This is a genomic window from Streptomyces sp. GbtcB6 (assembly GCF_019091475.1).
GTDB classification, from domain to species: Bacteria; Actinomycetota; Actinomycetes; order Streptomycetales; family Streptomycetaceae; genus Streptomyces; species Streptomyces hyaluromycini.
In genome coordinates, this window is the sequence record NZ_JAGXJL010000008.1 from 101,981 (window position 1) to 119,845 (window position 17,865).

The 17,865-nt window shown below is 71.1% G+C and carries 15 protein-coding genes; 2 read left to right on the plus strand and 13 right to left on the minus strand.

Annotation, left to right across the window (positions count from 1 at the left end; translation table 11 throughout):
- Positions 1-17 precede the first annotated feature (17 nt).
- From KVT45_RS15815 to KVT45_RS15840, 6 genes are all read right to left on the minus strand, one after another.
- Positions 18-527, minus strand: coding sequence for an O-acetyl-ADP-ribose deacetylase (locus tag KVT45_RS15815; RefSeq protein ID WP_217547924.1), 510 nt, complete (start codon positions 525-527; stop codon positions 18-20).
- Entirely contained in the window at positions 524-1,933 is a 1,410-nt protein-coding gene (locus KVT45_RS15820; RefSeq protein WP_217547926.1) for an NAD(P)/FAD-dependent oxidoreductase, read from the minus strand. The genes KVT45_RS15815 and KVT45_RS15820 overlap by 4 nt, the downstream gene beginning before the upstream one ends.
- Before the next feature lie 84 nt (positions 1,934-2,017).
- Positions 2,018-2,866: an inositol monophosphatase family protein gene (locus KVT45_RS15825; protein WP_217547928.1), complete on the minus strand. Its 849-nt coding sequence runs from the start codon at positions 2,864-2,866 to the stop codon at positions 2,018-2,020.
- Positions 2,867-2,997: 131 nt separating this feature from the next.
- Positions 2,998-4,794 carry a gamma-glutamyltransferase family protein gene (locus tag KVT45_RS15830; protein ID WP_217547929.1) on the minus strand — a complete coding sequence of 599 codons (1,797 nt, stop codon included), beginning with the start codon at positions 4,792-4,794 and terminating at the stop codon, positions 2,998-3,000.
- Between the two features lie 102 nt (positions 4,795-4,896).
- Positions 4,897-6,600, minus strand: coding sequence for an LCP family protein (locus tag KVT45_RS15835; RefSeq protein ID WP_254646850.1), 1,704 nt, complete (start codon positions 6,598-6,600; stop codon positions 4,897-4,899).
- A 227-nt stretch (positions 6,601-6,827) separates the two neighbouring features.
- A complete protein-coding gene (locus tag KVT45_RS15840) occupies positions 6,828-7,190 on the minus strand; it encodes a metalloregulator ArsR/SmtB family transcription factor (RefSeq protein ID WP_217547931.1) in 363 nt (120 codons plus the stop codon).
- 258 nt (positions 7,191-7,448) lie between these two features.
- Between KVT45_RS15840 and KVT45_RS15845 the strand changes: the two genes are divergently transcribed.
- Together KVT45_RS15845 and KVT45_RS15850 are read left to right on the plus strand one after the other, a co-directional pair.
- Positions 7,449-7,718, plus strand: coding sequence for a GlsB/YeaQ/YmgE family stress response membrane protein (locus KVT45_RS15845; protein WP_089107720.1), 270 nt, complete (start codon positions 7,449-7,451; stop codon positions 7,716-7,718).
- Positions 7,719-7,977: 259 nt separating this feature from the next.
- The gene (locus KVT45_RS15850) at positions 7,978-8,661 is read left to right on the plus strand and encodes a hypothetical protein (RefSeq protein ID WP_217547932.1); all 684 of its coding nucleotides are present in this window, start codon (positions 7,978-7,980) and stop codon (positions 8,659-8,661) included.
- Between the two features lie 35 nt (positions 8,662-8,696).
- Here KVT45_RS15850 and KVT45_RS15855 read toward each other — a convergent pair whose 3' ends face one another.
- The 7 genes from KVT45_RS15855 to KVT45_RS15885 all read right to left on the minus strand — a co-directional run bounded on the left by KVT45_RS15855 (position 8,697) and on the right by KVT45_RS15885 (position 17,775).
- A complete protein-coding gene (locus KVT45_RS15855) occupies positions 8,697-10,217 on the minus strand; it encodes an NCS1 family nucleobase:cation symporter-1 (RefSeq protein ID WP_217547934.1) in 1,521 nt (506 codons plus the stop codon).
- A 134-nt stretch (positions 10,218-10,351) separates the two neighbouring features.
- Positions 10,352-11,374: a TIGR03842 family LLM class F420-dependent oxidoreductase gene (locus KVT45_RS15860; RefSeq protein ID WP_217547936.1), complete on the minus strand. Its 1,023-nt coding sequence runs from the start codon at positions 11,372-11,374 to the stop codon at positions 10,352-10,354.
- Between the two features lie 11 nt (positions 11,375-11,385).
- Positions 11,386-12,789 carry a dihydropyrimidinase gene (gene hydA, locus KVT45_RS15865; protein ID WP_089107723.1) on the minus strand — a complete coding sequence of 468 codons (1,404 nt, stop codon included), beginning with the start codon at positions 12,787-12,789 and terminating at the stop codon, positions 11,386-11,388.
- Between the two features lie 78 nt (positions 12,790-12,867).
- Positions 12,868-13,710, minus strand: coding sequence for a nitrilase-related carbon-nitrogen hydrolase (locus KVT45_RS15870; RefSeq protein WP_217547938.1), 843 nt, complete (start codon positions 13,708-13,710; stop codon positions 12,868-12,870).
- Positions 13,711-13,880: 170 nt separating this feature from the next.
- A complete protein-coding gene (locus tag KVT45_RS15875; RefSeq protein ID WP_217547939.1) occupies positions 13,881-15,461 on the minus strand; it encodes a PucR family transcriptional regulator in 1,581 nt (526 codons plus the stop codon).
- 191 nt (positions 15,462-15,652) lie between these two features.
- Positions 15,653-16,936 (minus strand): aspartate aminotransferase family protein, encoded by a 1,284-nt coding sequence (locus tag KVT45_RS15880; RefSeq protein WP_217547941.1) that lies wholly within the window; start codon positions 16,934-16,936, stop codon positions 15,653-15,655.
- Positions 16,933-17,775, minus strand: a complete 843-nt coding sequence (locus tag KVT45_RS15885) for a nitrilase-related carbon-nitrogen hydrolase (protein WP_217547942.1) — start codon at positions 17,773-17,775, stop codon at positions 16,933-16,935. The genes KVT45_RS15880 and KVT45_RS15885 overlap by 4 nt, the downstream gene beginning before the upstream one ends.
- Positions 17,776-17,865: the final 90 nt, after the last annotated feature.

Genomic DNA, 17,865 nt, shown 5'->3' on the forward strand with positions numbered 1-17,865 from the left:
CACCCTGTGCCGTGCCGTCAGGGCAGCTGCCGGGCGAACGCCTCGTAGGCCCGCTCGTCGAAGAGCACGAACCGCACCTCCTCGACGGCCGTGTCCGCGTCCCGGACCGTCTCGACGGCGATCCGGGCGCCGTCGTCCATCGGCCAGCCGTAGATCCCGGTGGAGACGGCGGGGAACGCCACCGTGCGGGCGCCGAGTTCGTCGGCACGCTTGAGGGACTCGCGGTAGCAGGAGGCCAGCAGCTCGGAGCGGTCCAGGCTCTGGGAGTGAACGGGGCCGACGGTGTGGATGACCCACTGGGCGTCGAGGTCGCCGGCTGTGGTGGCGACGGCCTGTCCGGTGGGCAGGCCCTTGCCGTAGTGGGAGGCGCGCAGCTTGCGGCAGTCCGCGAGGATCGCGGGGCCGCCGCGGCGGTGGATCGCGCCGTCGACGCCTCCGCCTCCGAGCAGGGAGGAGTTGGCCGCGTTGACGATGGCGTCGACGCTCTGCCGGGTGATGTCGCCCTGGACGAGGGTGATACGGGTCATGACTGTCGCAACCTCCTCCACACGGCCTTCGCCGCGTTGTGCCCCGACATGCCGTGCACGCCCGGTCCCGGCGGGGTGGCGGACGAGCAGATGAAGACGGCCGGGTGCGGGGTGCTGTACGGGAACAGGGACAGCTTGGGGCGCAGCATGATCTGCAGGCCGGAGACGGCTCCGGTGCCGATGTCGCCGCCTACGTAGTTGGCGTTGCGGGCGGCGAGTTCGGCGGGTCCCGCGGTGGCGCGGGCCAGCACGCGGTCGCGGAATCCCGGGGCGAAGCGCTCCAGTTGACGCTCCATCACCTCGGTGAGGTCGCCGGTCCAGCCGCTGGGCACATGGGCGTACGCCCAGAAGACCTGCTTGCCCTCGGGGGCGCGGCCCGGGTCCACGACACTCGGCTGCACCGTGATCATGAACGGCCGGTCGGGGGCGCGGCCCTCGCGGGAGGCGGCGCGCAGGGCGGTGCCGATCTCCGCGCTGTCCGCGCCGATCTGCACGGTCCCGGCGCGGCGGGCCTCCGGCGCCGTCCAGGGGACGGGCCCGTCCAGCGCGTAGTCGATCTTGAAGACGCCCGGGCCGTAGCGGTAGCCCTGGTAGTAGGTGCCGAAGCCGGCGATGCGGGCCAGAGCGGTGGGCGAGGTGTCGAAGATGTACGACCGTGCGGGCGGCAGGTCGTCGAGGCGCTTGACCTCGTAGTCGGTGTGGATCGCGCCGCCGAGATCCGTGAGATACGCGGCGAGGGCGTCGGAGATGGCCTGGGAGCCGCCCCGCGCCACCGGCCAGCCGCGGGCGTGCGCGGCCAGCGCGAAGACCAGGCCGACGGCGCCGGTGGCGAAGCCGCTGAGCGGGGCCATGACGTGGGCGACGAGACCGGCGAAGAGGGTGCGGGCCCGCTCGTCGCGGAAGCGGCGCAGCAGCAGGGTGGCGGGCGGCAGCCCGGCCAGGCCGAACCGGGCGAGGGTGACCGGGTCGCGCGGCAGCGCGGTCAGCGGCAGGGACATGAAGTCCCGGGCCAGGGTGTCCCACTTGGGCAGGAACGGCTCCACCAGCCTGCGGTAGGTGCCGGCGTCACGCGGTCCGAAGGAGGCCGCGGTCTCGGCGACGGAGCGGGCCAGCACGGCCGCCCGGCCGTCGGGGAACGGGTGCGCCATCGGCAGGTCCGCGTGCAGCCACTCCAGGCCGTACCGCTCCAGGGGCAGGGCGCGGAACGCCGGCGAGTTGATGCCGAGCGGGTGGGCCGCCGAGCACGGGTCGTGCCGGAAGCCGGGGAGCGTGAGCTCCTCGGTGCGGGCGCCGCCGCCCACGGTGTCCCGTGCCTCGAAGAGCGCCACGGAGAAGCCGCGCCGGGCCAGCTCCACGGCGGCCGTCAGGCCGTTCGGCCCCGCCCCCACCACGACCGCATCGAGCATCGACGGCACCTTGGGACCCCTTCGTCAGCCGATGGCCACTCGGCTTCAGGATATGCCGGGGGACCGACACTCCCCTCGCTCGGGTTACCAGTGCGGGTTCAGCAGCAGGTCCACGATCCGGTGGGCGGTGGCGGCGTCCCGGGCCGCGGTGAACGGCAGGGCGTTGTCGCCCGTGATCCGGAACGGCTCGCCGGCCAGTGTGAGGTGGGCGCCGCCCGCCTCCTCGACCAGCAGCAGCCCGGCCGCATGGTCCCAGGCCGCCTCCCAGGAGAACGCGGTGGCGTCCAACTCGCCCCGGGCGACGGCGAGATACTCCAGGCCCGCCGAACCGCAGGCACGCGGGGCGACACCGTCGGTCCACAGCGGGAACAGCGCGCGCTTCTGCGCGTCGGTCGTGTAGTCCGGGTGGGAGGTGGCTATGCGGAGGTCACGGCCCGCCTCGGGCGCACCGGCGAGCAGCCGCTCACCGTCGAGGAAGGCACCCTTCCCCCTTACCGCGGTGGCGAGTTGCTCGCGGGCCGGGGCGTAGGTCCAGGAGGCGAGCAGGACGCCCCGGTGGGCGAGCGCCACCAGCGTGCAGAAGCCGTCCTCGCCGCGCACGAACTGGCGGGTGCCGTCGACCGGGTCGACGATCCACACCGGCGCGTCGCCCTGGAGCGCGTCGTACGTCTCCGGGTCGGCGTGCACCGCCTCCTCGCCGACCACGACGGAGCCGGGCAGGAGGGCCCCGAGCTCCGCGGTGAGATACCGCTCGGCGAGCCGGTCGGCGTCCGTCACCAGGTCGTGCGGGCCGCTCTTCTGGTCGACCTCGTGGTCGGCGAGCCGGCGCCAGCGGGGCAGGATCTCGGTCCGGGCGGCCTTGCGGACGGCGTCCTCGACGTCACCGGCGTGCTGGAGGAGAAACTCGTCGATGGTCTCCGTTGCTTCGATCATGCCTCCATGAGAGCACGCGCCGCTGACAATAATCCCCACGGGTTGGATGTACGCCGCATGGAATGCGGACGAACAGGCGGTGCCGGCGCTCAGCGGGCCGTCGACGGACGTTGCAGGTCAGCGCGCCGGCGTCAGCGTCCCACCGCATAGCCCTGCATCCCGCGCGGGTTGGCCGCCGCCGACAGCACCCCCGTCTCCGGGTCCCGCGCCACCGCGCACAGCCGCCCCTCCGACCAGCCCGGCCCGACCGTCACGTCGTGGCCGCGCCGCCGCAGCTCCGCCACGGTCTCCGGGTCCGTGCGCGACTCGACGGTCAGGCTCCCGGGGCGGCGGCCGCGCGGGTGGAAGGAGCTGGGGAAGCTGTCGTTGTGCCAGTTCGGGGCGTCGATCGCGCCCTGGAGGTCGAGGCCGCCGCGGACCTCGCCGCGCAGCGCGACGGCGAGGAAGAAGTGCAGCTGCCACTGGTCCTGCTGGTCGCCGCCGGGCGTGCCGAAGGCCAGCACCGGGACGCCGTCGCGCAGGGCGATCGACGGGGTGAGGGTGGTGCGGGGGCGCCGCCCGGGCGTGAGGGAGTTGGGCAGGCCCTCCTCCAGCCAGGCCATCTGGAGCCGGGTGCCCAGCGGGAAGCCCAGTTCGGGGACGACGGGGTTGGACTGGAGCCAGCCGCCGCTCGGCGTGGCCGCGACCATGTTGCCCCATCGGTCGACGACGTCCAGGTGGCAGGTGTCGCCCCGGGTGCTGCCGTCGGCGGCGACCTGTGCGACGGTCGGCTCACCGGCGCCCATCGGGTCGAAGGCGCCGCTCTTCCCGGCCGCCACGCGCGCGTACCCGGGCAGCCGGGGCACGCGCCCGCCGGGGCCGCCCGGCCGCAGCTCGTCGGAGGCCTTGGCGCCGATCAGGTCCCGCCGCCCGGCGTTGTACGTCTCCGAGAGCAGGTCCGCCAGCGGCACCTCGGCCGCGTCCCCGTACCAGGCCTCGCGGTCGGCCATGGCGAGCTTGCAGCCCTCGACCAGGAGGTGGACGTAGTCGGCCGACCCGTAGGCGGGCAGTTCCTGCGGCAGCAGGGCGAGCTGCTGGAGCAGGGCCGGGCCCTGGCTCCAGGGGCCCGCCTTGCACACGGTCCAGCCGTTCCAGTCGTACGAGACCGGGCTCTCGTAGCTCGCGGACCAGCCGGCCAGGTCGGCGGCGGTGAGGGTGCCGGTGTGCCGTGCGCCGCTGGTGTCCAGGGTGGGGCGGGCGGCCTGCCTTACCAGCGCCTCGGCGATGAAGCCGGTGCGCCACACCTCGCGGGCCGCGTCGATGCGGGCCTCCCGGTCCCCGGCGCCCGCGGTCTCGGCGAGCAGCCGTTGCCAGGTGGCGGCGAGGGCGGGGTTGCGGAAGAGCTCGCCGGGGCGGGGCGCCCGGCCGCCGGGCAGGTAGAGCTCGGCCGAGGACGTCCACTCGGTCTCGAACAGCTTGCGGACGCTCTCCACCGTCGCGCCCACGTTCTCCACGGGCGGGTGCCCGTGCTCGGCGTATCCGACGGCGTACGCCAGGATCTCGTCCAGCGGCTTGGTGCCGTGGTCGCGCAGCAGGAGCAGCCAGGCGTCGAAGGCGCCGGGGACGGCCGCGGCCAGCGGGCCGGTGCCGGGGACGAGGTCCAGGCCGAGCCCCCGGTAATGGGCGACGGTGGCGCCGGCCGGGGCCACACCCTGTCCGCACAGCACCCGCACCTCGCCGCCGGCCGGGGCGAGCAGGATCGGCACCTCGCCGGCCGGCCCGTTGAGGTGCGGCTCGACCACGTGCAGGACGAAGGCGCCGGCGACGGCCGCGTCGTACGCGTTGCCGCCGTTCTCCAGGACGGCCATCGCCGACTGGGAGGCCAGCCAGTGCGTGGACGACACCATGCCGAAGGTGCCCTGGAGGGTGGGACGGGTGGTGAACTGCATCTGTCACCTCGCTGTGCGCACGGCCGGGCCAGGTGTCTGGCGGTTACATGCTTTCACGGCCGTGGCGAGGCGAACCCCGTCCCGGGGCTCGCCTCCGCCCCGTCACTTGTCCGAGTCGGGCTTGCTGGTCGCCGCCGCGTACGCCTGGGCCGGTGTCATCGCGACGCCGTTGAGGCTGACCGTCTTGTAGGGGCTGACCTTGGCGCAGGTCTTGGAGTCGCTGGCGGTCGAGGCGTTGGCGTTGGCGACGGCCGCCTTGGTGTCGCCGGCGCTCGCCGGGTAGGAGGTGCCGGTCGACCAGTCGCTGCCGATCACCAGGGTGACGCCGGTGCCGCTGCCCGACTTGAGGTGCGAGCTGGGCAGGTCCAGGGCCTTGGCGACGGTCTGCGCCTCCGCCTTGTCGCCGCTGCCGTAGGTCAGGGTGGTCGTGGTCGCGGAGTTCGGGGCGTTGGCCGTGCTCGTGCCGGTGCTGAAGCCCTGCGAGATCAGGGAGTTCGCGATGGCGGAGGCGCGGCCCGTGATGTCGGTGCCGTTCTCGACGGTCACGGCGATCTGGGACGCGGGGACGGTCGCGGTGGGCGTCGGCTTCGCGCTGGCGGTCGCCGAGGCGGCCGACGACTTCTTGCCCGAACTGGTGGTCAGCGACTGGTCGTTGGCCATGGTGGCGAACAGGTCCTTGGCACCCTCGCCGACCACCACGCGGTTGCTGTTGTTCGGGTCGGGCGCGGTCTGCATGGTGGTGAACGTCATCCGCTTGGTGGGGACCTTGTTCACGTCGGCCGCGAGCGAGATCAGCTTCTTGACGCTGTCCAGGCCGTCGTCCACGGTGAGCGCCTTGGTGGCCGCGTCCGCCAGGCTGTATACGGCGGTGGGGTCGGTGAGCGTGCCCGCGCTCTTGAACTTGCGGATCATCGCGCTGAGGAAGATGTGCTGGGAGACGGTACGGCCGAGGTCGCTGCCGTCGCCGAAACCGTGCCGGGAGCGGACGAACTCCAGCGCGGCCTCGCCCTTGAGGGTGTGGGTGCCCTTGGACAGCTTCAGGTGCGAGTAGGTGTCGTACACGTTGGAGTTGACGCACACGGAGACACCGCCGACCGCGTCGGACATCTTGACCACGCCGGAGAAGTCCAGCTTGACGAAGTGGTCGATGGGGATGCCGGTGAGCTGGTGGATGGTGTCGACCTGGCAGGCGGGGCCGTACTGGAGGGCGCTGTTGACCTGGCCGTAGTAGCCCGACGTGGAGGTCTTGTCCTCGGTGTCCTTGCAGGCCGGGACGTCGACCATGGTGTCACGCGGGATGCTCATGACCGTGGCGTTGGAGCGGTCGGCGGATATGTGGACGACCATCTCGACGTCCGCGTTGCCGTTGCCGCTCTGTACCCCGGTCTCCTTGCAGCCGCCGCCGAGCTTGCAGTCGGTCGTGCTGGTACGGGCGTCCGAGCCGATCACCAGGATGTTGATCGGGGTCCGGCCGAAGGCGTCGGCCTTCTCGGTGCCGCCCTTGCCGTCGAGCGACACGCTGTTGATGTTGCCGTTGAGGTGCTGGTAGAACCACCAGCCCGCGCCGGCCGTGACCAGCACCAGGACGGCCGTGACCAGGCCGAGGATCTTCAGGACCCGCCTGCTGCGGCCCGCCGGCTTGGCCCGCCGGGACCGGCTGCCGCCGCGGGTCTTGGCCGCCTGCCGGGCGGCGGCCCGGCCGCCGGTCGGCCGCGTCCCGTCGGGCAGGGCTCCACGCTGTCCGGGCACCCGGTCGGTGCGGTTGCGCGTGGCCTGGCCTCCCGGGCCGTCCCACGGGTCGGTCATCTTCCACTCCCATGAACGGTCGGGTCCGTCTGCGGGTACGGTCGGGCGTACGCGGCGGGATACGGGCCGCCGCGAGGTGGGCCCTCTTGGGTTGCGTGATTGCGCAATCTAACAAACCCATAGCCCCGACAGCACAGACCCCACCCGAATTCACAGGTGAGGGATCTCATGAAACCTCCGGGACACACGCACCGTCGGCCCTCGCGCACCGCTGCGTGTCCGCGCGGTCAGACGCCGGCCTCGTACAACCGCCGCACCGGCGCCGGGGCCTGGTGGGAGCGCGCGGTCAACTGCCCGACGGCCACCCGCACCACGGTCACGATGTCCGGATCGTCCACGTAGTAGACCTGCCGCCGGCCCTCCCGCCGGGACCGCACCAGACCGGCCAGCTTGAGCTTGGCCAGGTGCTGGCTGACCGCCGGCAGGGCGCCGCCGACCCGGTCGGCGAGGCGTGTCACGTCGCTCTCGCCCTGGGACAGCGCCCACATGATGTGCAGCCGGGCCGGCGAGGCGAGCAGCCCGAACACCGCGGCCGCCTCCGCCAGCACCCCGTCGGAGGGGTCCGTGAAGCCCCCGATGTCCTCCCCCACAGCCCGCTCCCTCCCATCACAGCCTCCGCACAGACGCCCACTCAGTGTAGGCGTGCGGTCACCGCTCCCGGCACGGCCTCCCCGCAATGTCCTCCACGCGTTCCCCGCATTGTCATGAGCGGGTGACAGATCATCGACGGCTCGACGTCAGGCGTGGCCGGCGGCCACCGCCGTTCATAAGCTTGCGCAACAACGCAACTCAGCGGAGCGGCACCCGTACCGCGGCAGACGCGGCACTCGTACTGGAGGACAACGAACGTGGGCATCATCGGCTGGATCGTCCTGGGTCTCCTCGCCGGAGCCATCGCCAAGGTCCTGCTGCCCGGCCGCGACCCGGGCGGCCTGATCGGCACCACCCTCATCGGCATCGCGGGCGCCTTCGTGGGCGGCTGGCTCTCCTCCCGCTTCCTCGACCGCCCGGTGCAGAACCACTTCTTCGACCTCTACACCTGGGGCGCCGCGATCGCCGGCTCCCTGGTCCTGCTGATCGGCTACCGGCTGCTGTTCGGCAACTCGCGGCGCGCCTGAGACACCGGACCGGCGCGACGGTGACCCCGGTCACCCTCGAAGGCCGGATGCAGTCACGACATTCCGGATGTACAAGGACCGTGGACGCGCGACATTCCGGATGTAGGGGACGGGCCGCGGCCGCTGTCAACAGGGCGCCGCGTCCGGCCCACAGGCAAGGCACGGATTCCACTTCCGCCCCACAGGGACTCGTGTGAAACTGGCGTCCCGTCCGCAGTGCGGACTCCTCCGCACCCCGTCCCCCAGCGAGAAGTGCGACTTGCGTTCTCTTCCACTGCCGCTCGCCCTCACCGCGCGCCTCACGCCGGTCGCCGTGCTCGCCTGTGCGGGCTGGGTGATGGCGTCGGGCCCGGACACGACGACGTCCACCAGCACCTCCGGTGACACCTCGGCCCAGCAGACGGCCGGCCAGTCGGGGAGCGACGCCCCGTCGACGTCCTCCGCCTCGACGGCGGCCACCAAGGCGTACTCAGCCGCCCCCGCCCCCTGCGGCAGCATCCCCGTGGCCACCATCAAGTCGCTGGTGCCCGGCGCGAAGACGGCCGGCAAGGAGATCCCCTCCACGGACACCAAGCTGCGCCGCACCTGCTCCTGGAACGCGCTCAAGGGGTACGACTACCGCTGGCTCGACGTCTCCTTCGAGATCATGGACACGGACGCGGCGGCCGCGAAGGAGTACAAGGACCGGGTCGCCGAGAAGAGCGGCGGCGGGGCGGTGCCGGGGCTCGGGGACAGCGGCTACTCGGTCGTGAACCTCACCACCGAGGACAAGCAGCAGACCCGCGAGGGCGTGGTGATGGCCCAGGTCTCCAACGCGCTGGTGGTCGTCACCTACAACGGCAGCGACTTCGAGTCCAAGAAGGCGCCCAGCACCGACGTGATCAACAAGGGTGCCATCCAGGCGGCGAAGAGCGCGGTGACCGCGCTGAAGGGCAGCCAGTAACCGGACCGGCCGCCCTTCGTGCGCACACCTCCTGCTCACGCCTCCTTGGGCCGCACCAGCAGGGTCAGCCCCAGGTACAGCGCCAGGGACGTGCCGAGGCCGACCGCCCAGCCGTAGTCGGCGAGCGAGGACAGGGCCGGGATGGGGCGGCCGTCGATCAGCGGCTTGAAGCTGGCGCCGCCGATCGCGAGGATGCCGCCGGCGAGGAAGGCGACGACCGCCCGCCAGTTCCAGCCGCCGTCGTACCAGTAACGGCCGCCCGTGCGGTACAGGTCGGTCAGGTCGAGGCGGGTGCGGCGCAGGATCCAGTAGTCGGCGATGAGGATGCCGGCGACCGTGCCGAGCAGACCGCCGACCAGGCCGAGCCAGGTGAAGATGTAGCCCTGCGGGTCGGAGTACAGCTTCCACGGGAAGATCAGCACGCCCAGGACGCAGGTGGCCAGGGCGCCGGTGCGGAAACTGATCTTCCGGGGCGCGATGTTGGAGAAGTCGAAGGCGGGCGAGACCAGGTTGGCCGCGATGTTCACGGAGAGCGTCGCGACGAGGACGGTGACCAGGGCGTAGAGCAGGCCGACCACGTTGTCCGTCTTGGCGGCCAGCTGCACCGGGTCCCAGATCGGCTGCCCGTAGACGGCCTGCGAGCCGGAGGTCACCAGGACGGAGAGGAAGGCGAAGAGCGTCATGGTGGTGGGCAGGCCGAGGGCCTGGCCCCAGGTCTGCGCCTTCTGGCTCTTGCCGTACCGGGTGAAGTCGGGGATGTTCAGCGACAGCGTCGACCAGAAGCCGATCATGCCCATCAGGGACGGCCAGAAGATCTTCCAGAAGCCGCCGCCCCAGCCGAGCTTGGAGGGCTGGTCGAAGAGCGGGCCGAGGCCGCCGGCCTTGTTGCTCATCCAGATCAGCATCACCACGGCGCCGACGATCACGAAGGGCGCGGCCCAGTTCTCGAAGCGGCGGATGGTGTCCATGCCCCGGTAGATGATCGCGACCTGGAGCACCCAGAAGAGCGCGAACGACAGCCACATGGTCCAGGCGTAGCCGCCGATGTGCGAGGCGTTGGCCCAGCTGTCGCCGATCAGCTTGCCGGCGAGGAAGTAGATGGCCTCGCCGCCGATCCAGGTCTGGATGCCGAACCAGCCGCAGGCCACCAACGCCCGTACGACAGCGGGGAGGTTGGCGCCGCGTACGCCGAAGGAGGCACGGGCGAAGACCGGGAAGGGGATGCCGTACTTGGGTCCGGCGTGCCCGGTGAGCAGCATCGGGACGAGGACGATCAGGTTGGCGAGGGCGATGGTGAACACGGCCTGTTTCCAGTCCATGCCGACCGCGATCAGCCCGGAGGCCAGGGTCCAGGACGCCGTGTTGTGGGCCATGCCGACCCAGAGCGCGGAGAAGTTGTACGTGGTCCAGGTGCGCTTTTCGACGGGGACCGGCAGCAGGTCCTCGTTGGCGTACGGACCGCTCGGCGGCGGGGAGCCCGGGGTGAGCTCGACGCGCCCGTCGGGGAGGGAGACTTGACCGGAGATGGGTATCGCTGAGGGAGCGGTGTCGGTCATGGGCAGGCCAATCGGGGTGAGGTGGGACGGGAAAGGCCGTGCGGGCGGGCGGGGCGGGGGGTACGCGTGTGGGGCGGCGCCCTGACCCCCTTCCCGGGACGGCGGGAAGGGGGAGACCAACTGTCAGGAGCGGGCTAGCCGTTGACGGCCGGGATGACCTTCGTCCCGTACGCGTCGATGGTGGCCTCCTGAGCGTCGTGCATGTCGTAGACGGCGAACTGGTCGACGCCCAGCTCACGCAGGGCGTTCAGCTTCTCGATGTGCTTGTCCGCCGAGCCGATGATGCAGAAACGGTCGACGATCTCGTCGGGTACGAACTCGGTGTCGGGGTTGCCGCTGCGACCGTGGTGCGAGTAGTCGTACCCCTGGCGGGCCTTGATGTAGTCGGTGAGTTCGTCGGGTACGGCGGCGGAGTGCTCGCCGTACTTGGCGACCAGGTCGGCGACGTGGTTGCCGACCATGCCGCCGAACCAGCGGCACTGGTCGCGGGCGTGGGCGAGGGCCTCGGGCGAGTCGTCCTCGGTGACGTAGGCCGGGGCGGCGACGCAGATGGTCACCTCGGACGGGTCGCGTCCGGCGGCGACGGCCGCGTCCTTGACCGCCTTGACCATGTACTCGGTGAGGTAGAGGTCGGAGAGCTGGAGGATGAAGCCGTCGGCCTCCTCACCGGTCATCTTCAGGGCCTTCGGGCCGTACGCGGCCATCCAGACGGGGAGTTGGGCGCCCGGTTTGATCCACGGGAACCTGATCACCGCGCCGTCGCCGAGGTCGGCCTCGCCGCCGCTGCCGAGGGCGCGGATGACTTTCATGGCCTCGCTGATCCGGGCCAGGGTGTTGGGCTTGCGGCCGGCCACCCGCATCGCGGAGTCACCGCGGCCGATGCCGCAGACCGTGCGGTTGCCGAACATGTCGTTGAGGGTGGCGAAGGTGGAGGCGGTGACCTCCCAGGTGCGGGTGCCCGGGTTGGTGACCATCGGCCCGACCGTCAACTTGCTGGTGTTGGCCAGGATCTGACTGTAGATCACGAATGGTTCCTGCCAGAGCACGGCGGAGTCGAAGGTCCAGCCGTAGCGGAAGCCGTTGCGTTCGGCCCGTTTCATCAGGCTGACGACCCGGGAGGCCGGCGGGTCGGTCTGCAGGACGAGTCCGAAGTCCATGGGCGCCTCTCCTAGTTGAGGTACTGACAGGTGGAGCGCGGGGTGTAGACGCCGTGCCCGGCGTGTCCGGTGTACTCCCGCTCGGTGATGACGGGTTCGCCGCGCGAGAGGACCGTCTCGACCCGGCCGGTCAGGCGCTTGCCCTCGTACGCCGAGTAGTCGACGTTCATGTGGTGGGTCTCGGCGGAGACGACCTGCTCTGCATGGGGGTCGTAGATGACGACGTCTGCGTCGGCACCCGGGGTGATGGTGCCCTTCTTCGGGTACATGCCGAACATCCGCGCCGGAGTGGCGCAGGCGATCTCGATCCAGCGGCGGCGCGAGATGTGCCCGTCGACGACGGCCTGGTGCAGCAGGTCCATGCGGTTCTCGACGCCGGGCAGGCCGTTGGGGATCTTCGAGAAGTCGCCGCGGCCGAGTTCCTTCTGGCCGACGAAGCAGAAGGGGCAGTGGTCGGTGGAGACGACCTGGAGGTCGTTGGTCCTGAGGCCCTGCCAGAGCTTGGCCTGGTGCTCCTTGGGGCGCAGGGGTGTGCTGCACACGTACTTCGAGCCCTCGAAGTCGGGCTCGGCGAGGTTGTCGGTGGACAGGAAGAGGTACTGGGGGCAGGTCTCGCCGAAGACGGGGAGCCCTTCGTCGCGGGCGCGGGCCAGTTCGGCGACCGCCTCCATCGCGGAGACGTGCACAACGTAGAGGGGGGCGCCGGCCACCTGGGCGAGCTTGATGGCCCGGTGGGTGGCCTCGGCTTCGAGGAGCGCCTTGCGGACCTCCCCGTGGTACCGGGGGTCGGTCTCCCCGCGCGCCAGCGCCTGCTCCACCAGCACGTCGATGGCGATGCCGTTCTCGGCGTGCATCATGATCAGGCCGCCGTTCTCGGCGGAGCGCTGCATGGCGCGCAGGATCTGGCCGTCGTCGGAGTAGAAGACGCCGGGGTAGGCCATGAACTGCTTGAAGGAGGTCACCCCCTCCTCGACCAGCAGGTCCATCTCCTTGAGCGTCTCCTGGTTCACATCGGAGACGATCATGTGGAAGCCGTAGTCGATGGCGCAGTTGCCCTCGGCCTTGGCGTGCCAGGTGTCGAGGCCCTCGCGCAGGCTGTGGCCGACGCTCTGCACGGCGAAGTCGACGATGGTGGTCGTGCCGCCCCAGGCGGCGGCGCGGGTGCCGGTCTCGAAGGTGTCGGAGGCGAAGGTGCCGCCGAACGGCAGCTCCATGTGGGTGTGGGCGTCGACACCGCCCGGGATGACGTACTTTCCGGTGGCGTCGATGGTCCGCTCGGCGGTGAAGGCCTCGGCGGCGGGGGTGCCGGTCGCCGCGAGAGCGGCGATGCGGCCGTCCTCGATCAGGACGTCGGCGTGGATCTCGTCGGACGCGGTGATGACGAGTCCGCCACGGATTACTGTCCGGCCGGTCATGGGGTCCTCTCGTTCGTGGTCACGTGCGGGTCCGACGGTGGCTGGTCGCGCAGTTCCCCGCGCCCCTATGGGGCGCGATCAGGGAGCCGTCAGTGGGGCGTACGCGTCCGGGCGGCGGTCCCGGAAGAACTGCCAGCGGTCGCGGACCTCGCGCAGCTTGGCCAGGTCCAGGTCGCGGACGACGAGTTCGGTCTCCTTGTCGGAGGCCACCTCGCCGACGAACTGGGCCTCCGGGTCCACGAAGTAGGAGGTCCCGTAGAAGTCGTTGTCGCCCAGGTCCTCCACGCCGACCCTGTTGATGGCACCGACGAAGTACTCGTTGGCCACGGCCGCCGCCGGCTGCTCCAACTGCCAGAGGTAGCGGGAGAGTCCGCGCGAGGTGGCCGACGGGTTGAAGACGATCTCGGCGCCGCCGAGGCCCAACGCCCGCCAGCCCTCCGGGAAGTGGCGGTCGTAGCAGATGTAGACGCCGATCTTCCCGACGGCCGTCTCGAAGATCGGCCAGCCGGCGTTCCCCGGACGGAAGTAGAACTTCTCCCAGAATCCCGGGACCTGGGGGATGTGGTGCTTGCGGTACTTGCCGAGGTACGAGCCGTCGGCGTCGATCACGGCGGCGGTGTTGTAGAGGACGCCGGGCTGCTCCTCCTCGTACACCGGCAGGATCAGGACCAGGCCCAGTTCGCGGGCGAGGGTCTGGAAGCGCTGGACGATCGGGCCGTCCGGGACCTGTTCGGCGTACTCGTAGAAGGCCTTGTCCTGGACCTGGCAGAAGTAGGGTCCGTAGAACAGCTCCTGGAAGCACAGGACCTGGGCGCCCTGCGCGGCCGCGTCGCGGGCCGCCTGCTCGTGGACCTGGATCATCGATTCCTTGTCGCCGGTCCAGGCGGTCTGGAAGAGGGCGGCACGAATCACTCGGCTCATCGGGACCTCCGGTCGCTCGGGCGTGTGTCGCTCGATGTGCGAGGAGCCTAGAAAGTCCGAAAGCGGGCTTTGAGTGCCATCGTGTCACGTCTGCGGGCGTCCGGCGTGCCACCGTGTCACGCTGTCGTTGGCCCATGTTTCACCGCCGTTTTCCCAGGTCGTCACAGGTTTCAATGCTGTTGCGCGTCGTGCGCGAGGAGTGCGATGTGCACGGAGGCCGCCTGCTCGAAGTCGTCGAGGTCGACGCCGAGCCGGGTCTGTATCGCCTCCAGGCGGCGGTACAGCGCGGGCCGGGAGACGTGGTGGAGCTGGGCGGTGCGGGACTTGTTGCGGCCGGTGGCGAGGTAGGTCCGCAGGACGCCAAGGAGGTCCTGGTCGCCGCCGGTCCCGCACAGCAGTCCGTCCAGCTCGCGCTCGGCGAAGGACTGGACCTGCGGGTCGTCGCGCAGCAGCCGGATCAGGCCGCGCAGGTGGACGTCCTTGAGGCGTACGACGGCCGGCAGGTCGAGGGCGGCGGTGGTGTCGGCGACCGCGTCGGCGACGTGCTGGGCCTCGCGCAGGCCGACGGGCACGTCGTCCCAGACGGTACGGGCGCCCGCGGCGGCGACCACCGCCCGGGGTCCCGCCGACTCGCCGTGCAGCCGGGCGGCGAAGTGTGCGGCGAGGGCGTCGGCGTCCTGGTCGCGGGCGAGGCTGAGGAGCACGGCGGTGATGCGCTCGGTGAGTTCGGCGACGAGTCCGGGCAGGCCCAGCAGGCGCAGGATCCGCTCCAGCTGGGCCGGTTCGGCATCCCGTACGACGAGCGGGACGAAGGTCCGCCGGTTGACCGGGAGACCGGCCGCCCGGGCCCTTGGCAGCAGTTGCCGTGCCGGTACGACCCCGGAGACCAGGTCGGTCAGCAGGCTCTGCGCGGACTGCTCCTCCCAGGTGTGGGCGGAGCCGCCGCCGAGCATGCGGTGCAGGACGAGGGCCTCGGCTGCGCGGTCGGCGAGCAGCCGGCCGGTGGCGGTGTCGCCGCGGTAGCCGCAGAGCATGATCTGGCCCCAGCGCTCGCCGCGGCCGCCCAGTTCGGCGCGGGTCCAGCCGTCGCCGGTGCCGCCACCGGCCTGGCGCGCTATGCGCTCCCAGTCACGCAGCACGTCGTCCACCGCCGAGCGCTCCCCCGCGGTGGCGAGGACCCGGTGCGCGAGGTTGGTGACGACGACCGGGCAGCCGCTGTGCACGGCGACTTCGTCGAGGAGCCGCTGGAGGGGGGCGCCGGCCGTGATGAGGCCGGTGAGGGCGGTGCGGACCGACTCGGAGAGGCTGACGGCGGCGAACTTCCGCCGGACCAGGCGGGACTGGACCTCCTCGGTCAGTTCGGCGAAGGGGAAGGGGCGGTGCAGGACCACCAGGGGGAGGCCGCAGCGGTCCGCCGCGCGGCGCATGGCGTCGGGCGGGGAGGGGAAGGCGCGGCCGAGGCCGAGGACCACGGCCGCGGCCTCGGACCGGTGCAGGGACTGGATGTACTCGGCCTGCTTGTGCTCGTCGCCGGCGAGCAGGACGCCGGTGGTGAGGACCATTTCCCCGCCGGTGAGCATGACGCCGACATCGGGGGCCTCGGCGACGTGCACCCAGCGGACGGGGCGGTCGAGGTGGGCGGCGGCGGCCACCACCTCGGGGTCGCCGGCGAGGACCCTTTCCAGGGCGAGGATCTGGCGGACCGACAGTATGGGGTCTGTGGTGTGCGTGGGCTCCCATGTGGCGGTCATCTTGCGTGATCCCTTGGTCGGGTGCGGTGCGATGAGAACTGCGGGCCGGTGGGGGCTGGTCGCGCAGTTCCCCGCGCCCCTAAAAGCAGGGGGCTGCACGGCGCCCCTTTAGGGGCGCGGGGAACTGCGCGACCGGCCGCGACGGCGCCGCAGTCGACAGACGGCGTGTCGCGGCACTTCCGGCGGAGCTCCTAGTAGGCACTCCGCAGCGCCTGTTCAAGAATCGCCGCGCCCTCCTCCGCCTCCGCCACCGTCAAGGACAGCGGCGGTGCGATGCGCAGCGCGCTCGTGTTGTGGCCGCCGCCCTTGCCGATCAGGAGGCCGCTCTCGCGGGCCGCTTCCAGGACGGCCGAGGCTGACTTGGGGTCGGCCTCGTCCGTGCCGGGCTTGACCAGTTCGACGCCGATCATCAGGCCGCGGCCGCGCACCTCGCGTACGCCGGGCAGCTGCGCGGCGACCGCGCGGAGGCGTTCGATGAGGAGGCCGCCGACGCGGCGGGCGTTGCCCTGGAGGTCGTGTTCCAGGAGGTACGACAGGTTGGCGAGGCCCGCGGCCATGGTGATCTGGGTGCCGCCGAACGTCGAGATGCTGTTGGAGTCCAGGCAGTTCATGATCTCGGAGCGGGCCACCACGCCACCGATGGACATGCCGTTGCCGATGCCCTTGGCGAAGGTGAGGATGTCCGGCGGCCCGCTCTGCCCGTGTGCCTGCCAGCCCCAGAAGTGCTCGCCGGTGCGGCCCCAGCCGGTCTGCACCTCGTCGGCGATCCAGAGGATGCCCTGCTCCTGGAGGACCTTGCGGAACTCCGCGTACAGCCCGTCGGGCGGGGAGGTGAAGCCGCCGACGCCCTGGATGGGCTCGGCGATCAGCGCGGCCGGCGGGCGGGTGTGGCCGAGGAGGTCGCGCAGGTCGTCCACGCAGGCCGCGATGAACTCACGGTCGTTCAGCTCGGCGAACGGACCGCGGGTGCGGACGCCGCCGTGGACGTACAGCGTCTGGAGCGGAGACAGGGAGGTCGGGGACCAGCCCTTGTTGCCGGTGATGCCGACCGCGCTGAAGGAGCGGCCGTGGTAGCTGTTGCGCATCGCCAGGATGGTGTTGGTGCGCCGGTAGGTCGTCGCCAGCAGCAGCGCCGTGTCGTTGGCCTCGGTGCCGGAGGTGGTGAAGAAGACCCGGGCGTCCGGGATGCCGCTCAACTGGGCGATGCGCTCGGCTAGTTCGACCATGGGGCGGTTGAGGTAGAGCGTGGAGGAGTGGATGATCCGGCCGGCCTGCTCGGTCACCGCCTTCGTGACCTCGGGGAGCGCGTGCGCGGTCATCGTGGTGAGGATGCCGCCGAAGAAGTCGAGGTAGCGGTTGCCCTCCGCGTCCCAGACGTGCCGTCCCTCGCCGTGCGTGATCTCGAGGGGCTCGTCGTAGTAGAGAGCCAGCCAGTCGGGCAGGACCTGGCGGTGGCGGGCGAAGAGGTCGTTCACGGCTGTACCAGCCCTTCGTAGGCGTCGGGGCGGCGGTCGCGGTAGAAGGCCCACTGCTGCCGCACCTCGTCGATCAGATCGAAGTCGAGGTCACGGACGACGAGTTCCTCGCCCTTGTCGCTCGCGACCTCCCCCACGAACTGCCCACGTGGATCGACGAAATAGCTCGTCCCGTAGAAATCGTTGTCCCCGTACTCCTCCTGGCCCACCCGGTTGATGGCGGCGACGAAGTACTCGTTGGCGACGGCGGCGGCCGGCTGCTCCAGCTGCCAGAGGTAGGCCGACAGGCCGCGTGAGGTGGCCGACGGGTTGTAGACCAACTGGGCGCCGTTGAGGCCGAGTTGCCGCCAGCCCTCCGGGAAGTGGCGGTCGTAGCAGATGTACACGCCGATCCTGCCGACGGCGGTGTCGAAGACCGGCCAGCCGGCGTTCCCGGGCTTGAAGTAGTACTTCTCCCAGAAGCCCTTGACCTGCGGGATGTGGTGCTTGCGGTACTTGCCGAGGACGGTGCCGTCGGCGTCGATCACGGCGGCGGTGTTGTAGTAGAAGCCGGACTGCTCGACCTCGAAGACCGGGACGACGATCACCATGCCGGTCTCGCGCGCGAGTTCCTGCATACGGCGGGTGGTGGGGCCGTCCGGGACCGGCTCGGCCCAGCGGTAGTGCTCGGGTTCCTGGACCTGGCAGAAGTAGGGGGCGTTGAAGACTTCCTGAAATCCGATGATCTTCGCACCTTGGCGGCCCGCCTCGCGGGCGTACACCTCGTGTTTCGCCACCATGGACTCGGTGTCGCCGGTCCAGGTGGCCTGGACCAGAGCGGCGCGTACGACGTTGGCCATGAGCTGCTCCTTCGGCGGGTCGTCAGAGGCTTCTACGCCCGTAGAGGGACGAAAGTAGGCCTCCTTCGAGTCCTTGCCAAGACCATCGTC

Coding starts and splice junctions, on each gene's coding strand:
- KVT45_RS15835 (WP_254646850.1), bottom strand. CDS start 6,600: ATGACCGACCCGTGGGACGGCCCGGGAGGCCAGGCCACGCGCAACCGC.
- KVT45_RS15860 (WP_217547936.1), bottom strand. CDS start 11,374: ATGGACTTCGGACTCGTCCTGCAGACCGACCCGCCGGCCTCCCGGGTC.
- KVT45_RS15875 (WP_217547939.1), bottom strand. CDS start 15,461: ATGACCGCCACATGGGAGCCCACGCACACCACAGACCCCATACTGTCG.
- KVT45_RS15870 (WP_217547938.1), bottom strand. CDS start 13,710: ATGAGCCGAGTGATTCGTGCCGCCCTCTTCCAGACCGCCTGGACCGGC.
- hydA (WP_089107723.1), bottom strand. CDS start 12,789: ATGACCGGCCGGACAGTAATCCGTGGCGGACTCGTCATCACCGCGTCC.
- KVT45_RS15830 (WP_217547929.1), bottom strand. CDS start 4,794: ATGCAGTTCACCACCCGTCCCACCCTCCAGGGCACCTTCGGCATGGTG.
- KVT45_RS15820 (WP_217547926.1), bottom strand. CDS start 1,933: ATGCTCGATGCGGTCGTGGTGGGGGCGGGGCCGAACGGCCTGACGGCC.
- KVT45_RS15825 (WP_217547928.1), bottom strand. CDS start 2,866: ATGATCGAAGCAACGGAGACCATCGACGAGTTTCTCCTCCAGCACGCC.
- KVT45_RS15855 (WP_217547934.1), bottom strand. CDS start 10,217: ATGACCGACACCGCTCCCTCAGCGATACCCATCTCCGGTCAAGTCTCC.
- KVT45_RS15885 (WP_217547942.1), bottom strand. CDS start 17,775: ATGGCCAACGTCGTACGCGCCGCTCTGGTCCAGGCCACCTGGACCGGC.
- KVT45_RS15815 (WP_217547924.1), bottom strand. CDS start 527: ATGACCCGTATCACCCTCGTCCAGGGCGACATCACCCGGCAGAGCGTC.